We start from the raw sequence: 24,759 nt of genomic DNA, 5'->3' as shown, positions 1-24,759 counted from the left end.
CGCACATCGGTCCCATCGTATGCGTGCCTTCTGACGGCAGGCCGTCAGAAGGCGGACCTGTCACTCCGTGTCGATGCATGCGGCTCGCCCTGCGAACGCTCAATCGCGCCTGACGCCCGTCCAAGTGGCGGACTGGGAGCCCTTGCCTCCCAGCAGGGAGTAATCAGGTCGTAGTCTCGGTACGACTCGAAGGCGCACGATGAGCCCAGGCAAATCCGACGGTTCGCGGCCCGACCCCTGCTACGACCGGCTCGCCGACCGCTTCGGAGCATTCACCGACCAGCGCTCGACGGAGTACTGGCCGCTGCGCCGCGCACGGCCCGGAGCCACCCGATGAACCACAAACGCCCCGGACGGGGCCCGACCACCGTGACGGTATGTCTCCACCCGGGGTGCGGCTCTCCGATGTGACCGGTCCCATCGAGGTGTTCGCTGCGGCCAACGAGTTCGGCGGTCAGTGTCAGGTGCGGATCGCGTCCGAGGGGTACGGACGTGATCACCTCCGCCGGGACCCGCCTCGGCGCCGATGTGCGGGTCGATGATGTACAGAAGCCATGCGACGTCCTGCTGATCCCGGGGGTCCGGACTGGGAAACGCTGATCAAGGACGTCGCAGTCGATCTCGCCCGCTGTAGGTCACGGGCTGGATTCGCCGCAGAAGCCGCGCCCAGGTGCCGTCCGCCGACCACAGCCGGTGGCGTGGAAAACGAGCAGATCAAGTGACGTCACACGATCGGCCGGACGGCTCCTGGGTGTCCAGTGCCGAACCGAGGTGCTGGCGCATCAGCGCCTGCGCGGTCGTCTCGGCGGCGGCGAACCTGGAGCGTCCTGCGTCGGTCAGGGTGGCCTCGACCGTCCTGCGGTCTCCGGCACGACGATGGCGATCAATCAGTCCGGCAGCCTGCAGCCCCCTGAGGAGGTAGGACATCCGGTCCCCCGATTCCTGGAGGAACGCCGCCAGCTTGGCAACGGGCACAGATCCGCTCGCGGCCTCGGCGAGCGCGCCGAGAATGAGGTAGTCATGGAGCGACAGTCCGTGCCGCACCCGCAACTCACCATGCACGAGACCCAAGGTCCGCAGGACCCCTGGAAACTGCCACCGCGTGGTGTCCGACAAATCGTAGTCGATCATATTCCTTCCCAGGGGTCGGTTATCCGGCCGCAAGCCCGCGGCCGCAGCATCACAACCAGATTCCATACGACGTCGATCCCGGGCCGGACGGACACGAAGCCCTCGGATCAGGACGGCGTCACCCGCCCGCACTCCGAATATGCGACGACGGCAGGCAGCAGGCCGCCACCCGTCCGATGTCCTGATGTGAGGCCCTCGTGGCGCGCCCGGCCATCCGTCTCCGCACTCCCGGCGTCCTAGTGTCGTCAGTGCGACGCGGTCGAACTGGTCGGTCTCCGCAACGGTTGCGAAGTCCTCGAACACCTGACACGCAGGCGGACGACCGCCGTAGCCGCGTCCGCCATCCCAAGGCTTCACAGAGGAAAGAAGGCGTTCGCGCCATGGCGTCGCAATCAGACACCGCTCGAGCAGCGTCTCACGGGCTGGACTTCGGGCTCAACGAATGGGTCGTGGACGAGCAGCGACGGCGTTACCTCCAGGACCCCGGCTCGGTCGACCAGACGTGGAGGAACTTCTTCGCCACTCTGGTGTCCCCGGCCGCCGCGGCCTCCCTGACCGCCTCAGCCCAACACCACAAGGGCACCGACGAGGCGGCGCTCAAGGCGGTCCGGGTCGCCGCGCTCATCCACGCCTATCGCGTGCGCGGGCATCTGATGGCCGGAACGGACCCGCTCATGGCCCGGCCAGCCGCAGCACATCCGGAGCTCGACATCGCCGCGTTCGGACTTGACGACGCGGACCGGGCGGAGGACTTCGCCGTGGACGGGTTCGCCGGGCGCGCCACGATGACACTCGACGAAGTGCTGGGCGCATTGCGGGAGTTCTACTGCCGCACCGCCGGGTTCGAGTACATGCACATCCAGGACGCCCGGGAACGCCGCTGGATCCAGCAGCGCGTCGAGGGCCCGCAGCGCCGCCCGGACCGTGCCGGACAGCTGCGGATCCTCTACCGGTTGGGGGCCGCGGAGGCCTTCGAGACGTTCCTGCAGACCAAGTACGTGGGCCAGAAGCGGTACTCGCTCGAAGGCGGCGAGTCGGCCATCGTGCTGCTCGACGCCCTGTTGCTCCGCGCCATCGAAGACGGTGTCCAAGAAGCCGTCATCGGGATGGCGCACCGCGGCCGGCTCAACGTCCTGGCCAACATCATCGGCAAGTCCTACGGCCAGATATTCGACGAGTTCGAGGACGCGGTGGACATCCGCTCGGTCCAGGGCTCGGGGGACGTGAAGTACCACCTCGGCGCGGAGGGCACCTACCGTGCCCTGGACGGCGGCACCATCGCCGTCTCGGTCGTGGCGAACCCCTCGCACCTGGAGATCGTGGGGCCGGTGACCCAGGGCGTGGTGCGCGCCAAGCAGGACCTGGCCGGGGACCAGGGCGAGCCCTTCCCCGTACTGCCGGTCGTCCTCCACGGCGACGCGGCCTTCGCCGGCCAGGGCGTGGTCGCCGAGACCCTGAACATGTCGCAACTGCCGGGCTACCGCACGGGCGGGACGGTCCACGTGGTCGTCAACAACCAGGTCGGCTTCACCACCCTGCCCGCCAACGGCCGTTCGAGCACGTACGCCACCCATGTGGCACGGATGGTGGAGGCCCCGATCTTCCACGTCAACGGCGACGACCCGGAAGCCGTCGACCGCGTCGCACGGATGGCCTTCGACTACCGCCAGACGTTCCACAAGGACGTCGTGGTCGATCTGGTCTGCTACCGGCGCCACGGGCACAGCGAGGTCGACGACCCGTCCATCACGCAGCCGATGATGTACGAACGCATCGACGCCAAGGCTTCGGTGCGCACGCTGTACGCCGCGGCCCTCATACGCCGCGGGGACATCGGCGAGCGGCAGGCGGACAGTGCCCGCCGCAACTACCAGGATCACCTCGAACGGGCCTTCGCCGAGACCCGGGCTCTGCCCGCTCCCGCACCGGCCGAAGACCTTCCTTGCGCCGACGCCGGACAGGCGGCCACCCAGCGCACGGCGACCGCGATCGACGAGGCGAGGGCCCGTCAGGTCATCGCGTCGCAGACCGACCTGCCGCAGGGCTTCACCGTGCACCCGCGTGTCCTGCCGCAGCTCCACCGGCGCACGGCGACGCTCGACACCGGCACCGTCGACTGGGCCACCGCGGAGACACTGGCGATCGGTTCGCTGCTGCTGGAGGGCGTCCCGGTACGGCTGGCCGGACAGGACTCCCGGCGCGGCACCTTCGGCCAGCGCCACGCCGTACTGACCGACCGGCGCACCGGCGCGGAGCACACGCCGCTGAACTCCCTCAGCCCGCAGGCCGCGAGCTTCGCACCGTACGACTCGATGCTGTCCGAACTGGCAGCGCTGGCCTTCGAGTACGGCTATGCGCAGGCCCGTCCGGAAGCCCTGGTGCTGTGGGAGGCCCAGTTCGGTGACTTCGCCAACGGCGCGCAGACGGTCGTCGACGAGTACATCGCCTCGTCCGAGCAGAAGTGGGGCCAGCGCTCCGCAGTGACCATGCTGCTGCCTCACGGCCTGGAGGGCCAGGGCCCCGACCACTCCTCCGCCCGAATCGAACGCTTCCTGCAATTGTGCGCGCAGGACAACATGACCGTGGCCATGCCCTCCCTGCCGGGCAACTACTTCCATCTGCTCAGGCAGCAGGCGCTGGACGGCCGCAGGCCACTGGTGGTCTTCACCCCGAAGTCGATGCTGCGGTCGAAGGCGGCCGTCTCCGCCCTGCCCGAGTTCACCCAGGGCGGCTTCCGCCCGGTCCTGCCGGACGACACGACGGACCCGGCCCGTGTCTCGCGCGTGCTGCTGTGCTCGGGCAAGGTCTTCTACGACCTCGACGCCCACCGGCACGCCGCGGGCTCGACCGACACGGCGATCGTCCGCGTGGAGCGCCTCTACCCGTTCCCCGACGAGGAACTCGCGGCGGAACTCGCCCGCTTCCCCGCGGCCGCGGACGTGCGGTGGGTGCAGGAGGAGCCGGAGAACCAGGGTGCGTGGTCGTTCGTCGCGCCGCGTCTGCACCGGCTGACCCGGCGCGCCGTGGAGTGCGTGAGCCGGCCCGAGGCGCCCGCGCCCGCGGCCGGCTCGGCCCGCCGGCACGGCGTGGAGCAGAAGGCTCTCGTGACATCGGCCTTCCAGTGATCAGCGGCTCGCGCGGTGCGCATCGGCTGCCCACCGCGCGTATCCGTCGACACCACGGCAGCATCGAGGAGGAGCAGCGGCATGAGCCTGCTGACGCGCATCAACCAGCCCGCGGACTTGAGGGATCTGAGCCATCCAGAGCTGGTCCGGCTGGCCCGGGAGATCCGCGACTTCCTGGTCCGCCACGTCGCGGCCACGGGAGGCCATCTGGGGCCCAACCTCGGCGTCGTGGAACTGACCCTGGCACTGCACCGGGTCTTCGACTCCCCGCGCGACCGGCTGCTGTGGGACGTCGGGCACCAGGCGTACGTCCACAAGATCGTGACGGGGCGGGCCGGTGAGTTCTCCGGCCTGCGGCAGCGTGGCGGGCTTTCCGGATACCCGAGCCGGGAGGAGTCCACGCACGACCACATCGAGCACTCCCACGCATCGGTCGCCCTGTCGTACGCCGATGGCATGGCCAAGGCCGCACAGCTCACAGGAGAGTCGGACCGGCACATCGTCGCCGTCGTCGGCGACGGAGCGCTCACCGGAGGGCTGGCCTGGGAGGCCCTCAACAACATCGCGGCGGCACCGGACCGGCCGGTGGTGATCGTCGTCATCTGACCGAACTGGGCGATCAACGGCACAAATACACAGCTGCCCGGCTTCGGGACCTGGCCCAACACCGCAGCCTCACCCTGCTGACCTCCACCCAGGACATGGACCACAGCCATACCGGTCCTGGCCGAATGGCTCACCGAACCCGGCTCTCACGATGAGCGGCGCCCCGATGCCGCCCTTCCCGAGCACGGACGTACCGCTCCCGGGTCCCCGCCGCCCGGACACCGCGCGGCCGTCTCCGCCGCGGTGGCCAATCTCAACGCGGGCGCACTCGCGTTCGTGATGGGCACCGGCATCGTCTCCACGGCCCTGTACGTCAACGGCGCCGACACCGCCTCCGCCGTACTGCTGTGGGTGGCCCTGGCCGGTTATGCCGTACTGGTGCCCGCCTACGGCTGGCGGCTGCTGCGCCGGCGCGAGCGGTTCGTCGCGGATCTCCTCGGGCCGCGTGCCTTCGCGTTCCTCCCCGGCCGGTGCAGCCGGAAGGCCTCATGACGTCCGTATGGATCTTCATGGGGCGGCGGCGATCGCCGTACTCGCCGGAGTCCGGCTGATCGCACTCCATCCAGGCACCACGATGTTGTCGCGCCCGCTCGTCATCGGGACGTCCGTCGTCCTGTGGGCGTTCTCAAGCTGGCTGATTCCGCTCCTGCTGGCTCTGGGCGTTTGGCGGCACGCGCTGCGCCGTATCCCGCTGCGCTACGAGCTCGGCTGGTGGAACCTCGTCTTCCCGGTCGGCACGTATGCGGTCACCACGCATGAGCTGGGACGCGCGACCGCAACCTCGTGGATGACGAGCGTGGGCCGCTGGGAGGTCTGGATCGCCGTGGTGTTCTGGGCTGTCGTGTTCGCCGCCATGGTGGCAGCCAGACTCCGGGCCCGCCCCACGACCGCGCACGGATCCGCCGGTGCGGGGCAGACGGCCCGCCCGCAGAGCAAGGCCTCGACGGCAACCGGGGCGCTGCCATAGGCACGTGTTGCGGTGCGGCGCGAACCCGGCTGCCCGTCGGCAGACAGCCGGGTTCGCGCGACACGTCCGTGTCATGCGGAGCGTTACACGGGCCCTGTCAGCGGCGAGCGCGCTCACGCTGCCGGACAGCATGGCGCAGGGAGTGCCAAGCGACCACCGCCCAGGCAGCGACGAGCAGGGCGTACAGGACGACGGCGATCCAGACGAACAGCTGCGAGCCGGTACGAGCAGCGAGCGCGCTCGTGCCGGTGACGCACGCACCGAGGGGGAAGATGAAGGACCACCAGGTGGCTGCGAAGGGCAGCCCTCTGCGGATTTCCCGTACGGTCAGCGCCGTGGCCAGTACCAGCCACAGCAGGGCGAAGCCCCAGATCCCGAGCCCACCCAGGAGCGCTACGACACCACTCCCGCGCGCGTACGGGGCGGGCAGCGCGCTCGGCGACGCCGTGGCCAGCGTCCCCAGCGCTGTCACCGCCTGATCCAGCGCCCCCACGCCGATCCACACCGTGGGCACCACCGCACCGCCGGGCGCGTCATGATGCACCAGGCGGCTGTACACCATGGCCAGCACCAGCAGGACCGCGACCAACCCGAGCCCGAGCATCGAATAGCAGCACAGCAGCAGGGCCAGCCGCACCTGCCCGGCCGGCGCCCGCGGGATGAGCAGCGCGCCCGTCGCGGCGGAGACCAGCGGCGGCACCACCGGTAGCAGCCAGCCGCCGAACGCCGCGTCCGGCGTGAAACGGTGCCGCGTGACCATCAGATACGGCACCGTGCAGGCGGTGGCAAGACCCAGCACCGTACCGGCCGACCACAGCACCCAGTCCGCATCCACCGCCGCACGCTCCCCGATCAGCCGCCGGCCGAGCAGCAGCGTCCCGGCCCCGACGGTGAGCAGAGCCATCGGCGGCGCCCCGAAGAACTGGGCCAGTACCGGATCACCGGCATGCACCCGCAGCGCCCGCTGCCCGGTATAGCTGACGGCAAGCACGATCAGCAGCAGCGCGGTCCCCGCCCAGACCACCGTGGCGGCCTCGCCGAGTCCGGGGAAACCGCGCGGCAGGGTGGCGGCCGCGACGGTGACGATCCCGCTGCCCATGACGGCGGCGAACCAGCCGGGACCGAGCCGGCCACGCTCCTTGCCGTTCGCCTCGTCCGGCTGGTCACGTACAAGCACGGATGATCTCGGGGCCGAGCCGACCGCGGACGCTCTCGGGGCCGGGCCGACCTGGGACGGGACCGCTCGGCTGGTACTGGGGTGGGGTGTCACGACGCGGAGTGCCCTCTCTTGGGGTGTCGGATTCGTCACCGTCCACGACCAGCCACGGTGACGGGCAGGCCGACTGGCCGGACCACACCCAGCAGCTCAGGGACGCGGCCGAGACCGTCGGCCCATTGGCGCCCTCGACGCTATGGCGAAGCGCGGCTTCCGCCACAGAACAGCACGCGCCATGACGCCCTCACACCAGGACATCGAGCACCGTGCAGGCCCGTTGCCGGGTGCCGGCCCGATGCCCCGATGTCCTTGTCCGAGCGTGTTGTGGCCACACCTGTGGCCATGACGAGACGGCAAGCGACCGCTGAACACGGGCGAGGCGCCGAAGCCCGGTGCCTCGTTCCACACCACGGAAGGCAGCAGCATGCCGCAGGGACGCGGACGACAATCGGCACGGGAGCGGCAGAGCATCGCCGGGCGGATGATGGTGTCCTCCGATGTGGGCCCCAGTCCGTCCGGGAGGCGCACGATGAAGGACAGGCCGTCAGGCAGGAAGCCGCTCCTGGTGACCGTGCTGGTCTTCCCCGGCGTACGGCTGCTCGACGTCACCGGACCGATCGAGGTGTTCACGACAGCCAACGAATTCGGCGGCCGCTACCGCGTACGCACGGTCTCCCCTGACGGCGCCGACGTGGTCACCGCAGCCGGCACCGGACTGCGCGTCGACCTCGCTGCCGCGCAGGTACAGGCGGCCAGCGATGTGGTCGTCATCCCCGGCGGCCCGGAGTGGCCCTCCCTCATCAAGGACGACGCGCTGCTGGACGCCATGAGAGGGCTCGACGCACGCGGCTGCCGCACGGCGTCCATCTGCACCGGCGCCTTCCTCCTCGCCGCGGCCGGACTGCTCGACGGACGCAAGGCGACAACGCACTGGCGCTTCGCCGACCAGCTCGCCCTGCGCTACCCGAAGGTGACCGTGGAAGCGGACGCCCTGTTCGTACGCGACGGCCACATCATGACCTCCGCAGGCGTCACCTCGGGCATCGATCTCTCGCTCGCCCTGGTCGAGGAGCACCTCGGCGCCGACGTCGCCCGCGCCGTGGCCAAGGACATGGTCGTGTTCATGCAGCGGCCGGGCGGCCAGTCCCAGTTCAGTGTCCGCACCCACACCCCGCGCGCGAGACAGGAGATGCTGCGCCGGGTCCTGGACGCGGTCGCCGAGGACCCGTCCGCCCCGCACACCCTTGCCGCCATGGCGCGCCGGGCAGGTGTGAGCACCCGCCACATGACACGCCTGTTCCACGACGAGATGCACACGACCCCGGCCCGCTACGTCGAGCAGGTCCGCATGGAGGCCGCCCAGGCGATGCTGGAAGACAGCGACGACCCCATGGCCACGGTGGCCCGGCGCACCGGCTTCGGGTCACCGGAGTCCCTGCGTCGTGCCTTCACGCGCAACCTCGGCATCACGCCGGGAGCCTACCGGGCACGCTTCCGCACCACGCACACCGGAGTCGACGGCAAGGGCGCCTGAGCCCTGGAGGTATCCGGCGAGCACGGACAATCGCCGAAATCCGACAGGCCGGCCGTGCCGGACGAGGCCAGTCAGGCCTCCTCGACAGTCTGTCCCAAGCACCGGCTCTGCGAGCGCGGCCCGCCACGCGGACGCGCTGAAAGGACCGGCGAAGTACCGCGTCTCGTGCACGAACTGCTGGTCGGCGAATTCCATGACCTCGCCAAGTACGAAGGCGGCACCGTCGTAGATGGTGACGCATTCGCTCACCCATACATGCGCGTGGCCGGTGACGCGCAGGAGGGTGAAGCGCCGGTCGGCCGGATGCCCGCCGCGTTGTCTCGCGGCCCCGGAAACGTTCGCCCGACTGCGGATAGTCCAGCATCGCGTCCGCAGCCTGGATCGCGTGCTCAGCCTCGATGTCACCTCGTCCGGAAGCGTGTTCCTTCCTCCACCGGCCTGGTGGGCGTTCCGCTCGAAGGTCCGTATCCGAGTGCCTCACGGCAGTTTCTCGGGCCATGGGGCGACGCAAGGAGAGCGCTGGGACGGTGGGGGCGTCGGATCCGGCGTCCCGGAATCTCGACAGGAGGCAGCGGCTTGGCAGAGAACCGGACGGTCCCGGGCGTGGCCGGGACCGATCACGAGCAGTTGCGGGCGTTCGATGAGCCGGCGGCTACGTCGGCAGGGCGGTCCGCCATGCGCGAGCACTTCTTCGACCGGCCCGCCCTCGAGGTGGCTCCCGAACTCCTGGGGGCTCTCGTGGTCTCGCGCTCGCAGCGCGGCGTGACGGCGGTGCGTATCACCGAGGTGGAGGCGTACGAGGGGCCCGATGACCCGGCCTCGCACGCGTTCCGGGGCCCGAACCGGACCAATCGAGCGGAGTTCGGGGCCCCGGGGACCTTCTATGTGTACCGGACGCACGCGGTGCATCGGTGCCTGAACGCCGTCTGCGGGCCCGGGCGGCGTCCCGCTTCGGTGCTGCTCCGCACCGGCACCGTCGTGGAGGGAGCAGACGTCGCGCAAGAACGCCGGGGGCCTGGGGTACGGGCGCGCGATCTGACGCGCGGCCCGGCCAACCTCGCGCGAGCGTTGGGCATCGCCGATCTGCATCATGACGGACAGTCAGCATGCCACGCAGCGGCGGAGTTGTTCCTCGCGGAACCCGCCGGGGGCGTCTCGTCCGCGCGGGTCGGCCGAGGGCCGCGGACGGGGGTGGGCGGTCCTGCTGCTTTGTACCCCTGGCGCTTCTGGATGCTGGGCGAGTCGAGCGTCAGCGCCTATCGGGCGCACCCAGGGTCCCGCCAACGGAGGCGGGCGAAGGGCTGACCCTCCCGCCGGCCTGGAACATCACGAGTGCCGACGCCGCTCCCCGGAGGCGGCGGCACCCGGAGGTGCTTCAGCCTCGCTCCGGTACCGGCGCCGGGGTCTGCGACGAACCCGCAGCGAAGACCGAATGTGCGCCTTCGCCGTCCTTATCCGCGGCCACGCACACCTGGCGCCTGCGAGTTGAAAACCTCAGGAAATGTCCGTTGGGCCGGGCCCGCTTGCTGCCTCTCCTCCTGAGACGGCGTCCGCGGGGACGGCGGCCCGACCGTATAGAAGGCGATCAGTGATGACTCCGATCAGTCCCACTCCCGAACCGGATCCGCGCAGGTGGCGCGCGCTCGGGATCATCTGCCTCGTGCAGGTGATGCTGCTCCTCGATGTGACCGTGGTCAATGTCGCGCTTCCCCCCATCCAGCACGATCTCGGCTTCACGACCACGGGCCTGGCATGGGTCGTCAACGGCTACACCGTCACCTACGGTGGGCTGCTGATGCTTGGCGGACGCCTGGGTGATCTGCTCGGCCGCAGACGCCTCTTCCTGATCGGCTTGGCGATCTTCGCGCTGGCGTCGGCGAGCGCGGGAGTGGCCCAGCAAGCCGGTGTACTGATCGCCGGCCGCTTCGTACAGGGCGTCGGTGCGGCACTCGTCAGCCCGGCAGCCCTGTCCCTGGTGACGCTACTGTTCACACAGCGGCAGGAAAGGGCACGGGCCATGGCCATCTGGAGCGGGCTGGCCGGAGTTGGGGTAGCCCTGGGAGTCGTGCTCTCGGGCATCCTGACCACCATCGCCTCCTGGCGTTGGATATTCTTCATCAATCTGCCCATCGCCGCGTTCGCGTTTTTCGCCACTTTCAAGCTCGTCTCCGAAAGCCGGGCCACCAAGCGCGGTCGCCCTGACGTCCTCGGCGCCGTCACGGTCACCCTCGGTCTGCTCCTGGTCGTGTTCGGCCTCCTGGAGAAGGACAGTCACGTATGGTTCTCGTTCCCCGTCCTGGGTTGCGTCGGGATCGGTGTGCTCTGCCTGATCGGCTTCGTGCTGGTGGAGGCTCACGTGGCCCAGCCCCTGGTGCCCCTCGCATTCCTGCGCTCACGTAACCGGAGCATCGCCAACATCGTGCGCATCTGCTACTACGTCGGGTTCGCCACCCTTTTCTTCTCACTGAGCCTGTATGTCCAGCGCATACTGCACTTTTCCGCGCTGGCGACCGGATTCGCCTTTGTACCGTTCGGGTTGGTCATTCTCTTCAGCGCCACCGTGATGGCACCACGTCTCCTTCCCCGGTTCGGTCTGCGGGCCCTGAACGGAGGAGGGCTTGCGGTCACCACGGTCGGCTACGTCCTCCTTGCCGGCCTCAGCAGCCACGGCACCTATGTGGCCGACGTACTGCCCGGACTGATCCTCGTGCCGCTGGGAGGCGGCCTCGTCCTCGTCGGATCCACTGTCGCCGGAGTGGACGGCGCCACCGGTGAGGACGCGGGCATCGCCACCAGCATGAACAATGCCTCCATGCAGATCGGCAGCGCCATCGGTCTGGCTGCCCTGGTCTCACTGGGCACCGGCCACGCCGCCGTGCTGCGGCGTGCGGGCGCCGACCAGGTGACCGCCGCCGCGCACGGTTACGCCTTCAGCTTCACCATCGCCGCCGGCGTGACGGCCTTCGGTGCGTTCCTCGGCTTCGCCGGACTCCACCCGACACCGGCCGAGACTCCGACGGCGAGGACCAACGCCAAGGAGCGCGTGGTCTGACGTGCCGCCGGCGGCGAAAGCGAGAGTCCGCGGCCGCGGCGGGCCTGGCGGAACGGTGCTGCCGCTGCGCGTCAGGGGACATAGCGAGCCTGCTCGAAGAGGCCGAGTGTGCACCAGCTGTTCGTGCGACGGCGGCATTGCCGGGTCTGAGCTTCCATCGGCCGCCTCCACTGCCCCTCCCGTGGACGCCTCAGGCCGGTCATCCGGCATGACCCTGTGCTTCTCGAACTCCGCTCCGCCATAGCCATCCCCCGGCTCGACCGCCCGGCAGGCGGGTCTCCACCAGAACACGCCGGGCGCGCACACGACCAGTACTGCTCACTTCACAGCGCAGGCAGGACCCCAGACATGACCACAAACGACCATCTCGACTACTTCAAGCCGCAACTCGTCGTCATCCCGTGCGGCAGCCGCAAACTGGGCTCGCCCGCGCGCTCCGCAGACATGTACGTAGGCTCCTACCACCGGGCATGCCGCAAGGCGGCCGACGCACTGGAACCTGACCTGCTGCTCATTCTTTCCGCACGCCACGGGCTCCTCGACCTCGACGACGTCATCGAGCCGTACGACACACCTCATGGCGCAGCCGACGCGGTAACGAGCCAGGTCCTTCTGGAACAGGCAACCGTGCGTGACATCGTGGGCCTTGACCCGGTGGTGGCCCTCGGCGGTGCACGACACATCGGCCTCGTGCGCTCCGTCTGGCCGCACGTCCACACGCCGTTGGCCGGAGCACGCGGTATGGGTGAGCAAATGGCCCGGCTTGCAGCATTGCGCGAGGGACGGGGAATGCCTCTGACATGACGCTTCGCGCGGCGACCGCGCGTTTTGAAACCGCCAGTTACCCCCGGCCTGCCTCCGAACCGCCAACTGCCGCAATCAGCTCTTCACCCCGGGGTGGTGTCAATGATCCGCCGTGTCGGCGTCGCAACGTCGTGATCGGTAAGGGCGGCCAAGGCGGCAGCGGGAGTACGGGCGCCCGGCCGGTCCTCGGGAGCCTTCGTCAAGAGTGCGACGGTCAGGTCATCAAGCCGGGCAGGGGTGTCCGGGCGCACCCTGACTTTGCTCGGATGGCATGTACGCGGGTGCGCCGACCACTTGGCCGCTCGCCGCCGGCGCCGGATGGAGGTGGTGCTCCATACTTCCGGATGCTCTCCGCCTTCGAGTGAGCCTGTTGTGCCGACTGCTTGTCAGTCGCCGACCGGTACCGGATCTTGTAGGGGTGGGGGCACTTCGGCCACCGGGACCGCGGATGCTCGCACTTCTTGAAGAACGAGCCCATCCGACGGACCAACGAATCCCGCGCCACGGCCGACCGACTCCTCGCGACTGATGCTGACCTCTTGCTGACCAGGAGCACTACGACCAGCCCCCTCCCCCTCCGAGAGAGGACCCGCCGGAGGCATGTCTTCTCTACGGCCGGCATCTCCGGCCGGACGTGCGCTACCTCGACGGCTCCCCCTACTGCACCGGCCTTTGGGCTCTAGGGGTGTCCGATGGGTCAGCGAGCCTGCCGTGCCTGGTCAGTTGACTGCGCTGACTGAGTTGACTGGCTCGACTCAGTGAAGGCTCATCAGGGGCGGCAGTCGCGTGCCCGACGGCGAAGGCGGCTGCCGGCCCTTCGTGGCCCCCGCCATGAGCACGCAAGTCCGGGGGGCCGGTGTGCCCACGCACCTTCGTGAACCATCGGGCTGCGTGCCGCGTCCTCCTGATGCGCGGCCGGTGCCGGGCGGGCACTGTGCGAGGGAGAGCAGGGACGGATGACGGGTGAAACGATCGGTATCGGGCTGGCCGTATTGGTGGGCCTGGTGATGCTGTGGGCCGGTGCCCGGGAGGCACGGCTGCAGATGCGGCTGAGCCGCTACGGGGTGCACGCCGAGGGGGTGGTGGTGGACCAGGAGCATGAGCCGGGGGACGATTATTCGACGCCCGTCGTCGAGTTCACCGACCGGCAGGGGCGGCCCGTCACGTTCCGGCCCGCCGCGGTGGCACCGAGGCTGGCCCTCGGAACCCATGTGCCGGTCGTCTACCTGCCCGAAAGGCCGGAAAGCGCAAGGGTATTCACCCGGCAGTACCGCCTGTCTCCGATCGTCGGCCTGTTCGCCGGAGGCATGATCTTCCTCGGCGTCGTGGTTGGATTCGTGCTCACACGCTGAGCTTATTCTCCCTCCTCGCTCTCACTACTGAATTGAATTCCTTGATGTCGGCTTTGCGGGGCCAAGCTGCGTCACTCAACCCTGGGGGGGCGGATGCCGTTCGCGGGTCATGTCCCCTCATCCCGGCCGACCATGGGCGCCCGCTTCGAGGGCTGCGCGAAGGAGGGCCAGGGTTGAGGCGATGCGGGCCAGGTCGTCGGGGGGAACCGCCGCGGTCAGTGAGATGAGCTCGCTTTCGACAATGGGGCGGGAAGCGGACAACTGCTCCTCACCCGCGGATGTGAGGCGGAGGACGGACGAGCGGCGGTCCTGGGGGTGCGCGACCCGCAGGCACCAGCCCGCAGCCACCAGCCGGTCGACCGCCTTGCTAACGGCCCCCACGGTGATCGCCAGTTCGCCGACGATGTCGAGCACGCGGCACTCCGGCACGCGGTCGATGATCTCCAAAAGCTCGAACTGTCCCAGTCCCAGCCCCTGTTCGGCGCGCAACCGGGCGTTCACCGCGTTGTAGAGCCGGGTCTCAACGCGGACCAGATCGGTGAAGATCCGGGTGATGTGGCTCACATTCACCTTCCAATAGATTCCCGGGAATCATCTTCCTTGGAATCCAGTTGAGGTCAGACAGATGGATTCCCAGGAATCCATCCTCGCACCCCGACCCCTGGAGGCCCCGCATGTCCCGACAGCAGCGCGACGCCCTGGACGCCATACTCCGTTCCGCCCCTCGCAGCGAGAGGCGGCCCACTCCCGAGGAGCAGCGCAGCGCTTTCGCCGCAGCTCTCACCCGCCCCGCGCCGGAGGGCGTGGTCACCCGCAGGACCATCCTGGGCGGGCGGCCGACCCTGGAGCTGGAGTCGGCCGAAGCCTCCGGCCCCGGCCGACTGCTCTACCTGCACGGCGGCGGCTACGTCATCGGCTCACCGGACACCCACGCAGGGCTGGTCGGCGAACTGGCCCGCCGCGCCGGGCTGCGCGCGACGTCGGTGGACTACCGGCTGGCGCCCGAGCACCCTTTCCCCGCGGCTGTCGACGACGGGCTCGCGGCCTACCGCGAGCTGCTGGCGTCGGGAACCGACCCACGGGACCTCGTCATGGCCGGTGACTCCGCCGGTGGCGGATTGAGCATCGCCACGCTGCTCGCCGCCCGGGAGGCCGGGCTGCCGCAACCAGCCGCCGTGGTCGTCTTCTCCCCCTGGGGCGACCTCACCCTCGCTGGAGGAAGCATCCGTTCCAAGGAGAGCGCCGACCCCATTTTCACAGAGGCCGACGTGCGCGCCTACGCCGATCTCTACGTCGGCGCAGGCAACAGGGCGCATCCCCTGGCCAGCCCGGTGTTCGCCGACCTCACCGGACTGCCCCCGCTCCTCGTGCAGGTCGGGGCGAACGAGGTGCTCCTCGACGACGCGGTCCGGCTGGCCGGCCGCGCGGGCGCCGACGGCGTCGAGGTCACGCTCGAAGTCGGCCCCGGCCTCCCCCACGTCTTCCAACACCACTACGGCCGCCTCGACGAGGCGGACGCCGCACTCGACCGCGCCGCACGCTTCCTCACCGCCCACCTGAGCGCCGGGCGCCCGGGCGCCGACCATCTCGAACCGGTCCACTGACACCAACCCCGACGGCCTCCATGTGATGTCGGCGACGGCCGCAGGAGCACCATCGCCGACATCACAGTGCGCATCATCTGAATCCAGACTTCGTGGACTGCGGCATGGTTAGGATCCCGCACGTTCTGGTGTCTGTGGTACGAGCGGGTCATGATGGGCGCATGACGTTGGCCGCGCGCCTTCACGCAACTGGCTACTTGGCCCGACCTGTTGGAGGCGGAGCCGAGCTGCGGCATTGGCCGGGCACTTGCCTCAGTACACGACGAGATCGCCCACTTCCATTCCGACCGGGACGTTGACCTGCGCCTCACGGCGCGAACCATCCGGCGGTTCGAGGAGCACCTCACAGGAGTCCGCGCCGTCCGACTGGTGCCGGGCTCGCACTGGGTGACGCTGCGCCTTGACCTGGCGGTGGACATCGAGCTGCTGATGACCCTGGTCAGCCTCGCCTCCAGGCTCATCAGTCGTGGCCAGTTCGCGACGACTGTCCGGCAGCCGAGTGCAATGAACGCACTCGGCGACCAGCTTCGCCACCGCCTCTGGGGTCGGTGAGCTCGTCGAAGCCCCCCTCGTGCGAACCGAGGCGCTGAATTCGTTGAACCATTCCATGCCGGGCGCAGACGCTGGACTGCACCGAAGCCCTGTCGGCAGACGGCCGCCGACTTCACCTGCGAGAGGTGCGAGGAAGCACCGTCTTGCGAAGTGCGCCCGGAGATCAGTCGCCAGGCCGGAACCGGAGCGCCGACCAGGTGTCGTCGATGGCGATCTGCCGCACGGGCCGCACGCCCCGCTCGGAAAGCGCGGCAGCCAACGTGTCGCGGTTCAGATCCGTGCCGAGCTTCCCGCCCTTCGGGTAGGCCACCCAGGCGAGGGCATCGCGCTGCGCGGCGGCGAGCGCCGCCTGCGCATCCGCCCCGAGAAGATCACCCGAGGTGGTCACGAAGACGAGCACCGCATCGGCCGAAGCGGCGTCATCCGTGGCCTCCTCCACCTCCAGATGGACGTCGTTGGGCTTGCCCAGCACTACGACACTCTGACCGGGCTTGATCTGCAGCTTGCTCATGACGGACACCTCCCTCATCCTGCCACCCTCAGACGCGGCCCGCCCACCGCAGCAGCCAAGCGTTCTCGCCTGTGAGTTGCCCCCGACTCGGCGCGGCGCAGTCGACGGCTGCACCGCGCCGTTGCCGACCTCGATGGCGCCGTACGAGGTCTCCGACTACGGCCGCACCCAGGCCACTTCGCCCACGCGCAGGGCGCCATGGGCGGCGGTGGCGGTGACCGAGCCCTCGGCGCGCGCTCCGGCTGCGCCAATCGGGTCCGCACCGGAAGCCACCTGCTTCGCCCGAGAGTACGGCGGAGCCACCGGGCGGTCTGTCGGCACCGCCACCGACGTTCCGGCGCGGCAGACGATCTCACCGACAACAAAATTTTTCTTGACAGGTATATCTGTCGGGTGGACCCTGGAACGGTGCTGGACGTCGCTGTGATCGAAGAACCCGCCGCGGCCGAGGCATCCTTGGACCCGATACGGTCCCGGATCCTCGCCGCCCTGGCCGAGCCCGGCTCTGCCGCCATGCTGGCCACTCGCCTGGAGCTCCCCCGGCAGAAGGTCAACTACCACCTGAAGGAACTGGAGCGTCACGGCCTGGTAGAACTCGTCGAGGAGCGGCGCAAGGGCAACGTCACCGAACGGATCTACCGCGCCACCGCCGCCTCCTACGTGATCTCCCCCACCGCTCTGGCCGCCGTCAGGCCGGACCCCTCCCGCTCGCCCGACCAGCTCTCCGCCCACTGGCTGCTGGCCCTGGGAGCCCGGCTGGTGCAGGAGGTCGGGTCTCTGCTGACCGGCGCCTCCCGAGCCCGGAAGCGGGTCGCCACCTTCGGCATCGACACGGAGGTCCGCTTCGCCTCCGCGGCCGACCGCACGGCATTCGCCGACGAACTGACGCAGGCCGTCGCGGCCCTCGTCAGCCGGTACCACGACGAGAGCGCCCCGGGCGGTCGCAGCCACCGTGTCGTCGTCGGACTCCACCAGATCCCTGCCAGGCAGCCGGGGGACGGGGGCGAGCGGAGCGAAACAGAGCAGTCCGGGGGCACCGACACGACTGAACCCGATGCAGGACAGGACGACTGACGATGACACACCCGTTCGAGATCGAGCTGGAGACGACGCTGCCGGCGAGCCCGGAACAGGTCTGGGAGGCCGTCGCCACCGGACCGGGGATCGACTCCTGGTTCATGGGGCGCAATGACGTGGAACCACGCGAGGGCGGCGTCGCCGGCATGGAGACCGGCGGCCACCGCGAGGAGGCCGTAGTCACCGCCTACGAACCCGGCAAGCGCTTCGCCATGCGCACGGCCACCGGCGCGGACGGCCGCTTCATGGCCTTCGAGTACCTGATCGAAGGCCGGGACAAGGGCAGCACCGTGCTCCGCGTCGTCCACAGCGGCCTGCTCGGCGACAACTGGGAGGACGAGTACGACGCGCTGCGCCGCGGCTGGCCCTTCCATCTGCACACGCTGGGCGAGTACCTGACGCACTTCAGGGGCCGCACCGGCGTTCCCGTCTTCGCCGTGGCCATGCCCGGCGAGCGCCCGGCAACGGACGTATGGGCGGCACTGACCAGCGCTCTGTCACTGCCGACCTCCCTCGCCGTGGGCACGCCGGTGCACGCGGAGCCGGCGGCCCTGCCGCCCCTGGACGGCGAGGTGGTCTGGGCGGACGACGAGCGCTTCGAGATCCGCACCGGGGACGGGATCTACACCTTCCACCACGGCACCAGCGGCGGACCTGTGCTGATGTTCCATCACCTCTTCGGGCCGGACACGGACGGCGCCGAGGCCGCCTGGCAGCAGTGGCTGACCCGGCTCCTCGACTGACGCCCGCACCCAGCTCCTCCGCGCCGACGGGCACTCCGATCCCTCACTCCAGACGTCGAACAACCCACACGAGAAGCCGAGGAATCACGCATGCGTACCCTGATCAGCACCGCCTTCATCTCGCTCGACGGCGTCGTGGAGGCCCCAGGCGGCGAGCCGGGCTACCGCAACTCCGGCTGGACCTTCAAGGACGTCGAGTTCGTCCCCGAGGCATTCGAGATCAAGGAACGAGAGCAGCAGGAAGCCACCGCCATCCTGATGGGCCGGGTCAGCTACGAGGCGTTCAGCCCGGTGTGGCCGGACATGGCGGAGTTCGCCCACTACAAGACGATGCCGAAGTACGTCGTCTCCACCACCCTCACCGAGGACAAGCTGGTCTCCAACTGGGGCGAGACCACCATCCTGCGCTCACTCGACGAGGTCGCCGACCTCAAGAAGACCGAAGGAGGCCCGATCATCGTCCACGGCAGCGCCACCCTGAACCACAGCCTCTCGGACGCCGGCCTGATCGACCGCTACCACCTGCTCGTCTACCCGCTGCTGCTCGGCGCCGGCAAGCGTCTGTTCAGCACCACGGACAGGGACACCCAGAAGCTGAAGCTGGTCGAGCACGAGGTCTACTCCAACGGCCTGCAGAAGCAGGTGTTCGACGTGGTCCGCTGACCAGCTCCGCCGCCCGCTCCCAGGGGCAGTTCCGGTTTTGGTAGTCGAACGCCAGATGTTCGACGCCGCCGGCTGCCACCTGCTGCGCAAGCGTGTCCTCAAGTCCTGATCGACCGGCGGGCACAGCGGAAGCCGATGGCGACAGGGACGGCGGCCGTGCGAGAGTACGTTGCTCCAGCTAACGACGAAAAAGCCGAAGCTGGACGAACTGGGACTGCTTTTCCGTCCGCCGGACGACCCACGAGCCGCGAAGTGGGCCATGGCCTACTGGATCGCCGAACAGATCGCCGACGGATCCCTCGATCCTCCCACCGGGACGCACCTCATCTGGGCGGACATCGCGTATGACCTCGGGTATCCCGAAGACCTGCAGCCACTCGTCCACTGCGCTCTCAACCTGGCCGCCTGGGAGGAATCCTGGGGCATTTCCGTCGAGGAACTCAACCGGGAAGCCATCGAGGCAGCGAAGCAACTCCTGAACAGGAAAAAGCCGGAAACCCCCGAAGGCCGACCGCCGGCGCGCCGCGCTGGCGTGGTCCGTCCCCCATCCCCGTAAACGGTGCGCTCAACACGCTCTTGGACGACGAGGACGCGGCCATCGCCACCGTCGACACCGTCCGGCTGCGGGAACAGGTGCGGCAGGCGACGGAACTGGCACTCAGGCCATGGTGGAGTTGAGGAGCGGGCGCGGCCCCCTGGCGGCGGGCCCGCTCTGCTTCGTCGCCGTCGCTTCTGTGACAGCGCCACACCCGTCGCTCGTCACGGCTGCCGTTCAAGACGGTCATCTGCTCGGGCGACACAAGGGCGCCTGTCGGCCGTGCGGCCTCCAACCGTCGAGCCGCCTGCGCACGTTCAGCTTTCACGACAGGGCGGCTCGACGGTGACGCCTGGGTGCCGGACGGATGCCGGCGAGGGGGCGCTGTCTAGTAGATGCTGACGCCGTAGGCGTTGAGCGCCTCGGGCACCGGCTGGTAGAACGTCGTGCCGCCGGTGGTGCAGTCACCGCTGCCGCCGGAGGTGATGCCGAGTGCCTTCGTCCCGTCGTAGAGGGGGCCGCCGGAGTCACCGGGCTCGGCGCAGACGGTGGTCTGGATCATGCCGTTGACCGTGCCGCCGCCCTGGTAGCGGACGCTGACGTTGAGCGCGGTCACCGTGCCGCTGTGGGTGCCGGAGGTCGAACCGGTGCGCTTGACCGCCTCGCCGACGTAGGCGTTCGCCGCGCTGTAGCCGCCGGGGTGGCTCAGAGCGGTGTTGTCGTAGCGGACCAGGGCGTAGTCGTTGCCGGGGAAGTCGTAGCCGATGGTCGGACCGATGAGAGTGGTGTGGGCCTGGTTGGTGTACCAGGTCTTGGCGACCTTGCCGCAGTGGCCCGCGGTGAGGAAGTAGTACGTACTGCCGCTGACCACGTTGAAACCGAGCGAACAGCGGTACTGCCCACCGTAGATGGCGTCACCGGCGCCCAGCAGCGGCCGGAAGACGCCGTCGGTGTGTCGGACCTGCACGGCACCCGGATCGCCGTCGGCGGCCTTCTCGATGCGGGCGATTGCGGCCTTGGTGACCGTGCTGTCGGCGGTGACGACGACGCGTCCGGACTCCCGGTCCACGTACCAGGCGGTGCCGTCGACACCGGCCCGGGCGATGTTGTTCGAAACGCGGGCCAGCTGCGCCGTGCCGCGGACCGGGGAGTTTGCGGCACCGGCGGTGGGAACTCCCGCCAGGGTGGCGGCGACGAGACCTGCGGCGACGGCGAGCAGACGGGTGCGTTTGGTTCTCACTGATCCTCCTCTTGGGAAGCGCAAGGCCCTACGGGGTGGGGGCCCGTGAGACGAGCCAGAACGGCGTGTTCCTGACATGCACCGATCAGTGAGAATGCCGCCGGAGAGCCCCGCGCACAAGAGATTCACAGCAATGGAATCCCGGCACCGATGGAGGCCGCCGCGCATTTCCCCACCTCGACCACCCGCCGAGCCGGTCGCTGAGCGGCAGGAAGACCGAGCAAGCGGTCGGCTGTGGCCTGGGAAGGATGAGGCCCTTCCCGGCCAGAGTGAAGGCGAGTTCGCCGGCGCGGGCGGGACCGCACGCGCCTCCGTCCGCGCTGCCGACCCGCACGGGTCGCGTACTGTTGCGTGCACCGCCCAGCATCGCCGTTTCAGGTGCCTCTTCAGGGGCTTCGAGACCGCGCTCAGGGCAGCAAGTACGCAGCAGTGCGGGGGCGTTTCGATGGCGGAGCCGTCGACAGTAGCGCGGATCACCGTATGGGCGCTGCCTGGGCGCGCCGACACGAAGCCGACCGGTCCGGCGGTCATGGCAGCGAAGGCGGATCTGCAAATGGCGGACCGAGCGGCCAGTCAACCAGGGCCGGCTACACCTGACCGGTGGCGTCCAACGCGCCCTCGATCCAGCGGGCGTAGCCACGGGAGTTCTCGCCGGCATCCTCGATGAAACCTTCCGCCAAGCCGACGGTTCCGCATTGTGTGCACGTGTAGTTGCTCATCCGGTGAGTTTGAAGTTCTCCCCTCTCTTCGCAAGCTCAGGGAGGGGATTCCCGTCTACCTTTCGGCGACGGGCTTGACGGTTTTACCCGCCCTACGACCGCGCCTTCCGGCGGCCGGGATCTCCATGATGACGTGGCCGATCCGATACAGGTGCAGGATGTTCCGGGCCGCGTTCCAGTCGGCGTTTCCGGTCCATCCACACTCGGTGTTCTTGCACGCGAACAGCTCTTGGGTCTCTCGGCTGCCTGGCGTGATGAAGCCGCACGCTGAGCATCGCTGGGAGGTGTACGGGGCCGGTACCTTGACCAGCTCGCCGCCGCACCGGGCGAGCTTGTACGTCAGCATCGTGACCGTCCGCCCCCACGCCTCTTGTGTGAGGGAGCGGTTCGTACCGGCCTTGGTCTTGGCCCCGTTGCGCAGGTAGTTGCCTTCGTTGTCGGGGTCGGGCTTCGGCTTGGGCGCTTTGGTCATGCCAAGGATGTTGAGCTGTTCGACCACGACCGTGCCGTAGGTGCGGGCGAGGTAGGTGGTCGTCTGGTGCTGCCAGTCCAAGGCTCGTCGCGTGGCTTTTGCTCTAAGCTGCTTGATCTGGTCGTAGGTGTGCTGCAAGCGGCGGGAGGTCTTCTCCCCCTTCTTGCGGAAAGACTTCTGGTGTGCGGCCTGCCGCTCCAGCGTGAGGAGCTTGGCCTTCTCCTTCTCGGTGAGCCACTTGTCCCGGTCAGCGGTCTGGTCCGGGAGACGGGGCGGACGTCCGTGGTCCTGGTGGTCCTCGTTGGACAGGGCGAGGGGGATGTTCACTCCGGCGTCGATGGCGACCTCCGGCCCCTGGTGGGGCTGGGGCCTGGCCTCCAGGGTCTGCACGCGGAATGCGATGTGCCAGCCCAAAGCGTCCTTGACCAGCCGGGCGCCGGTGATCCGGTTCTCCTTGGTTGCTTTCTTGCCCACGGGCAGGTCTTTGGTCCAGCGGAAGCGAACCCGGCCCACCTTGGGGATGTTGACCATGCCCCAGCGGCGGTGGACGCGGACGATGTTCAGGTCCCGACCCTGCGGGATGTCCACGGACATCGCGGAGCGGAAGCGGCTCTTGTAGTTCGGCTCGCCGGCGCGGCCTTCCCAGCAGTTCTTCCAGCTCTGCACGTACGTCTTCAAGACGGCCTGCGCGGCCTGCGCGGCCTGCGCGGCCTGCGCGGGCAGCTTGCCGAGGTAATCGAGATCCTTGCGCCCCTGCCGTATCGCTTCGTCGGCGGCGGCAAGGGTGCGCTTGCCCTTGGGGAGCATCGTCCACCAGGAGTGCAGGCAGTTCCACATCGTGCGGGCCGCGTGCGCCTGGTCGTCCAGGAGTCGGATTTCGGCAGGGATGAGTGCCAGTCGGGCACGGTGCCCGAACTGCCGTTTCACCAGGCCGAGTTCACTCACAGCGATCACCATACTACGGTTGGTCTATGTCACCGCGCTGGAACCCTCATCCTGACGTCAGGACCGGACGCCACGTCGTCCACAACCTTCACGTCCACTTGGTGTTCGTCACCAAGTAGCGGCGTAAGGCGTTCACCGACGAGATGCTGACGCGCTGCGAAGAGATCATGCGAGAGGTGTGCACCGACTTCGAAGCCGAGCTGAAGCAGTTCAACGGCGAACAGGACCATTCCACCTGCTCGTGCACTGCCCTCCCAAGGTGCAGCTCTCCAAGCTGGTCAACTCCCTCAAGGGCGTCTCTGCCCGGCTGCTGCGCAGGGAGTACGACGCGCACGTGCGCCGGTACCTGTGGGGCGGACACTTCTGGTCCGGCTCGTACGTCGCCGGAAGCTGCGGCGGGGCGCCGCTGACCGTCGTACAGCAGTACATCGAGCGGCAACAGCGCCCCGTGAGCTGAGGTAAACAGTGCCGCCCCGTGCTCACGTGCGGGTCAGAGCGGGCTTGAGATGGCCTTCACCACCGCCCTGAAGGGCGGCGCACTGGCCAAGATCAAAGGTAGAAAACGGTGCGCACGCGGTACGTGATGGAGCCGTCTCGTCCTCAACTGGCTTCCGCTGCGGCATACGCGAAGTCGTACACGGCGAAGTCGGTGATCCGTTGGTAGCCGATGCGCTGGTAGAGGGCGTTGCTGGTGGGATTGGCCGCGTTCGTGAACAGCACGACATCCGTGGCGCCTGCGGCCAGCGCGCCCCGGCTCACCTCGACCGTCACGGCGCCCGCGTAGCCGCGACCGCGCAGGTGGGCCGGCGTGTAGACGGGGTCGACCCGGACCTGGCCGGCGACCATCGGGTTCACGCCCGCCATGGAGACGGGCGTGCCGTCCGGGGTCTCCCAGAACGTATAGCGTTTCTCGGCGAAGCGTGTACCGGCCCAGGAAGCGGCGTCAATGGCGACGACCTCCCCGACGTCCGCGGCGAACTCACGGCACCAGTGCATGAGGTGCTCGTGGTCCTGCTCGCCCACGAGTCGACCCCGGCCCGCTGGGACCGGCTTCGGCGGGTTGAGCGTGCCGAGGCGGTACAGGTGGAGCCGAACGCGGAGTGTCGGCGTTGCGCCTGTATGCCGCTGCCAGGCCTCGGCGAAAGCGGTGGCGGTGCTGTGGTCCGCGCTGACGAAGGGAAGGGAGTGCCCGAGGGCGACCAGGTGGGCGGCGAGGGTGTCGGCCTGCTCGGGGGTGAGAGAGGTGAGGCTCAGGCCGCGGGGCGGGAATCGGTAGAAGATGGCGCAGACCTCGCCCGCTCGCTCCAGCCGGCCGAAGACGGGGACTCCGCCGCCGTATGCGGCCGCCCCGAGTGTGCGCAGTTTCTCGGTAACCGACAGTGGCATGGTGTGCAGGGCGGGGCGCGAGCGCAGGAATTCTCCGGCTCGGGCGAGAAAGTCGTCGACGTTTTCGGTGAGGTGCCAGTCATCCGAGCGCATGCTTCAGCATCCCGGATGGACTCGACCGCTGGAAGGCGAACGCCCGGAGATGAGTCATCGTCATGCCACGGGCAAGCTGCCAATCGCCTGTGGTCGCACGGGAGTTGGTGGGCGGCACGTGGGTATCGGCCAGTTGGCGCTGTTGTCCGGCGACGCCGAACTGGCCGTCCTCGCCGTGCTGCCGTATCTGGTGACGGCGGAGCAGACACCGGCAGTCCTGGCTCTGCCCGGGTCAGCCGGGCCGCAGGTCGTGCGGACGGCCGTGCGGACTGGTCGAACCGGGGTCGAACCGGCGGTGGCCGGTGCCGCGCTCCATCCCGCACCACCGCCCCGACGTGATCGAACCCATCGGCTACGGCTGGTGCCACAGCCCGGCCGGCGGTACCCAGGTCTTCCGGCTACCACGGCACATCACGACCTCCGAATCCCCGA

23 protein-coding genes and 2 pseudogenes are annotated in these 24,759 nt (G+C 69.0%); 17 read left to right on the top strand and 8 right to left on the bottom strand.

Features of this window, described 5'->3' with window-relative positions; all coding sequences use genetic code 11:
* Positions 1–199 precede the first annotated feature (199 nt).
* Positions 200–337, top strand: coding sequence for a hypothetical protein (locus tag ACZ418_RS19710; protein ID WP_468364227.1), 138 nt, complete (start codon positions 200–202; stop codon positions 335–337).
* Between the two features lie 377 nt (positions 338–714).
* Here the strand turns inward: ACZ418_RS19710 and ACZ418_RS19705 are convergent, their stop codons facing one another.
* Entirely contained in the window at positions 715–1,131 is a 417-nt protein-coding gene (locus tag ACZ418_RS19705; protein WP_468364224.1) for a MarR family winged helix-turn-helix transcriptional regulator, read from the bottom strand.
* A 380-nt stretch (positions 1,132–1,511) separates the two neighbouring features.
* Between ACZ418_RS19705 and ACZ418_RS19700 the strand changes: the two genes are divergently transcribed.
* The 4 genes and pseudogenes from ACZ418_RS19700 (at position 1,512) to ACZ418_RS19685 (ending at position 5,829) form a co-directional block, all read left to right on the top strand.
* A complete protein-coding gene (locus tag ACZ418_RS19700) occupies positions 1,512–4,256 on the top strand; it encodes a multifunctional oxoglutarate decarboxylase/oxoglutarate dehydrogenase thiamine pyrophosphate-binding subunit/dihydrolipoyllysine-residue succinyltransferase subunit (protein WP_468364221.1) in 2,745 nt (914 codons plus the stop codon).
* 81 nt (positions 4,257–4,337) lie between these two features.
* Positions 4,338–4,856 (top strand): annotated as a pseudogene (locus ACZ418_RS19695) (1-deoxy-D-xylulose-5-phosphate synthase N-terminal domain-containing protein); the annotation flags it as partial.
* A gap of 249 nt (positions 4,857–5,105) precedes the next feature.
* On the top strand, positions 5,106–5,354 hold the full coding sequence (locus ACZ418_RS19690; RefSeq protein ID WP_468364219.1) for an SLAC1 family transporter: 249 nt from the start codon (positions 5,106–5,108) through the stop codon (positions 5,352–5,354).
* Positions 5,355–5,361: 7 nt separating this feature from the next.
* A complete protein-coding gene (locus tag ACZ418_RS19685; protein WP_468364217.1) occupies positions 5,362–5,829 on the top strand; it encodes an SLAC1 family transporter in 468 nt (155 codons plus the stop codon).
* A 97-nt stretch (positions 5,830–5,926) separates the two neighbouring features.
* On the opposite strand, the gene ACZ418_RS19680 is transcribed toward ACZ418_RS19685, so the two are convergent.
* On the bottom strand, positions 5,927–7,006 hold the full coding sequence (locus tag ACZ418_RS19680) for a TDT family transporter (RefSeq protein ID WP_468364214.1): 1,080 nt from the start codon (positions 7,004–7,006) through the stop codon (positions 5,927–5,929).
* A gap of 568 nt (positions 7,007–7,574) precedes the next feature.
* Between ACZ418_RS19680 and ACZ418_RS19675 the strand changes: the two genes are divergently transcribed.
* The 5 genes from ACZ418_RS19675 to ACZ418_RS19655 all read left to right on the top strand — a co-directional run bounded on the left by ACZ418_RS19675 (position 7,575) and on the right by ACZ418_RS19655 (position 13,787).
* On the top strand, positions 7,575–8,579 hold the full coding sequence (locus ACZ418_RS19675; protein WP_107100545.1) for a GlxA family transcriptional regulator: 1,005 nt from the start codon (positions 7,575–7,577) through the stop codon (positions 8,577–8,579).
* 576 nt (positions 8,580–9,155) lie between these two features.
* Entirely contained in the window at positions 9,156–9,884 is a 729-nt protein-coding gene (locus ACZ418_RS19670; RefSeq protein ID WP_468364210.1) for a DNA-3-methyladenine glycosylase, read from the top strand.
* 355 nt (positions 9,885–10,239) lie between these two features.
* Positions 10,240–11,631 (top strand): MFS transporter, encoded by a 1,392-nt coding sequence (locus tag ACZ418_RS19665; RefSeq protein WP_468364209.1) that lies wholly within the window; start codon positions 10,240–10,242, stop codon positions 11,629–11,631.
* 348 nt (positions 11,632–11,979) lie between these two features.
* Positions 11,980–12,435: a DUF6884 domain-containing protein gene (locus ACZ418_RS19660; protein ID WP_468364207.1), complete on the top strand. Its 456-nt coding sequence runs from the start codon at positions 11,980–11,982 to the stop codon at positions 12,433–12,435.
* Between the two features lie 956 nt (positions 12,436–13,391).
* The gene (locus ACZ418_RS19655; RefSeq protein WP_468364204.1) at positions 13,392–13,787 is read left to right on the top strand and encodes a DUF3592 domain-containing protein; all 396 of its coding nucleotides are present in this window, start codon (positions 13,392–13,394) and stop codon (positions 13,785–13,787) included.
* 117 nt (positions 13,788–13,904) lie between these two features.
* Here the strand turns inward: ACZ418_RS19655 and ACZ418_RS19650 are convergent, their stop codons facing one another.
* Positions 13,905–14,351 (bottom strand): MarR family winged helix-turn-helix transcriptional regulator, encoded by a 447-nt coding sequence (locus ACZ418_RS19650; RefSeq protein ID WP_468364202.1) that lies wholly within the window; start codon positions 14,349–14,351, stop codon positions 13,905–13,907.
* A 110-nt stretch (positions 14,352–14,461) separates the two neighbouring features.
* On the opposite strand from ACZ418_RS19650, the gene ACZ418_RS19645 reads away from it, so the two are divergent.
* Both ACZ418_RS19645 and ACZ418_RS19640 read left to right on the top strand, forming a co-directional pair.
* Positions 14,462–15,391, top strand: coding sequence for an alpha/beta hydrolase (locus ACZ418_RS19645; protein WP_468364200.1), 930 nt, complete (start codon positions 14,462–14,464; stop codon positions 15,389–15,391).
* A 210-nt stretch (positions 15,392–15,601) separates the two neighbouring features.
* Positions 15,602–15,943 carry a luciferase domain-containing protein gene (locus tag ACZ418_RS19640; protein ID WP_468364197.1) on the top strand — a complete coding sequence of 114 codons (342 nt, stop codon included), beginning with the start codon at positions 15,602–15,604 and terminating at the stop codon, positions 15,941–15,943.
* A 163-nt stretch (positions 15,944–16,106) separates the two neighbouring features.
* Here ACZ418_RS19640 and ACZ418_RS19635 read toward each other — a convergent pair whose 3' ends face one another.
* Positions 16,107–16,454 (bottom strand): hypothetical protein, encoded by a 348-nt coding sequence (locus ACZ418_RS19635; RefSeq protein WP_468364195.1) that lies wholly within the window; start codon positions 16,452–16,454, stop codon positions 16,107–16,109.
* 408 nt (positions 16,455–16,862) lie between these two features.
* On the opposite strand from ACZ418_RS19635, the gene ACZ418_RS19630 reads away from it, so the two are divergent.
* The 4 genes from ACZ418_RS19630 (at position 16,863) to ACZ418_RS19615 (ending at position 19,493) form a co-directional block, all read left to right on the top strand.
* The gene (locus tag ACZ418_RS19630; protein WP_468364193.1) at positions 16,863–17,528 is read left to right on the top strand and encodes an ArsR/SmtB family transcription factor; all 666 of its coding nucleotides are present in this window, start codon (positions 16,863–16,865) and stop codon (positions 17,526–17,528) included.
* Positions 17,529–17,530: 2 nt separating this feature from the next.
* On the top strand, positions 17,531–18,274 hold the full coding sequence (locus tag ACZ418_RS19625; protein WP_468364190.1) for an SRPBCC family protein: 744 nt from the start codon (positions 17,531–17,533) through the stop codon (positions 18,272–18,274).
* Between the two features lie 90 nt (positions 18,275–18,364).
* A complete protein-coding gene (locus ACZ418_RS19620; RefSeq protein WP_468364187.1) occupies positions 18,365–18,937 on the top strand; it encodes a dihydrofolate reductase family protein in 573 nt (190 codons plus the stop codon).
* A gap of 259 nt (positions 18,938–19,196) precedes the next feature.
* On the top strand, positions 19,197–19,493 hold the full coding sequence (locus ACZ418_RS19615; RefSeq protein ID WP_468364185.1) for a hypothetical protein: 297 nt from the start codon (positions 19,197–19,199) through the stop codon (positions 19,491–19,493).
* Between the two features lie 367 nt (positions 19,494–19,860).
* Here ACZ418_RS19615 and ACZ418_RS19610 read toward each other — a convergent pair whose 3' ends face one another.
* The 3 genes from ACZ418_RS19610 to ACZ418_RS19600 form a co-directional block, all read right to left on the bottom strand.
* Positions 19,861–20,712 carry a S1 family peptidase gene (locus ACZ418_RS19610; protein ID WP_468364182.1) on the bottom strand — a complete coding sequence of 284 codons (852 nt, stop codon included), beginning with the start codon at positions 20,710–20,712 and terminating at the stop codon, positions 19,861–19,863.
* 587 nt (positions 20,713–21,299) lie between these two features.
* Positions 21,300–21,431 carry a hypothetical protein gene (locus ACZ418_RS19605; protein ID WP_468364415.1) on the bottom strand — a complete coding sequence of 44 codons (132 nt, stop codon included), beginning with the start codon at positions 21,429–21,431 and terminating at the stop codon, positions 21,300–21,302.
* Between the two features lie 55 nt (positions 21,432–21,486).
* Positions 21,487–22,848 carry an RNA-guided endonuclease InsQ/TnpB family protein gene (locus ACZ418_RS19600; RefSeq protein WP_468364179.1) on the bottom strand — a complete coding sequence of 454 codons (1,362 nt, stop codon included), beginning with the start codon at positions 22,846–22,848 and terminating at the stop codon, positions 21,487–21,489.
* Between the two features lie 143 nt (positions 22,849–22,991).
* Between ACZ418_RS19600 and tnpA the strand changes: the two are divergent.
* Positions 22,992–23,305 (top strand): annotated as a pseudogene (gene tnpA, locus ACZ418_RS19595) (IS200/IS605 family transposase).
* 143 nt (positions 23,306–23,448) lie between these two features.
* Here tnpA and ACZ418_RS19590 read toward each other — a convergent pair.
* On the bottom strand, positions 23,449–24,327 hold the full coding sequence (locus ACZ418_RS19590) for a GNAT family N-acetyltransferase (RefSeq protein ID WP_468364177.1): 879 nt from the start codon (positions 24,325–24,327) through the stop codon (positions 23,449–23,451).
* Positions 24,328–24,759: the final 432 nt, after the last annotated feature.

This window comes from Streptomyces sp. NPDC030820 (assembly GCF_055572075.1).
Note: the sequence above shows the minus strand (reverse complement) of the source record. Positions and strands in the feature narration are given on the sequence as shown.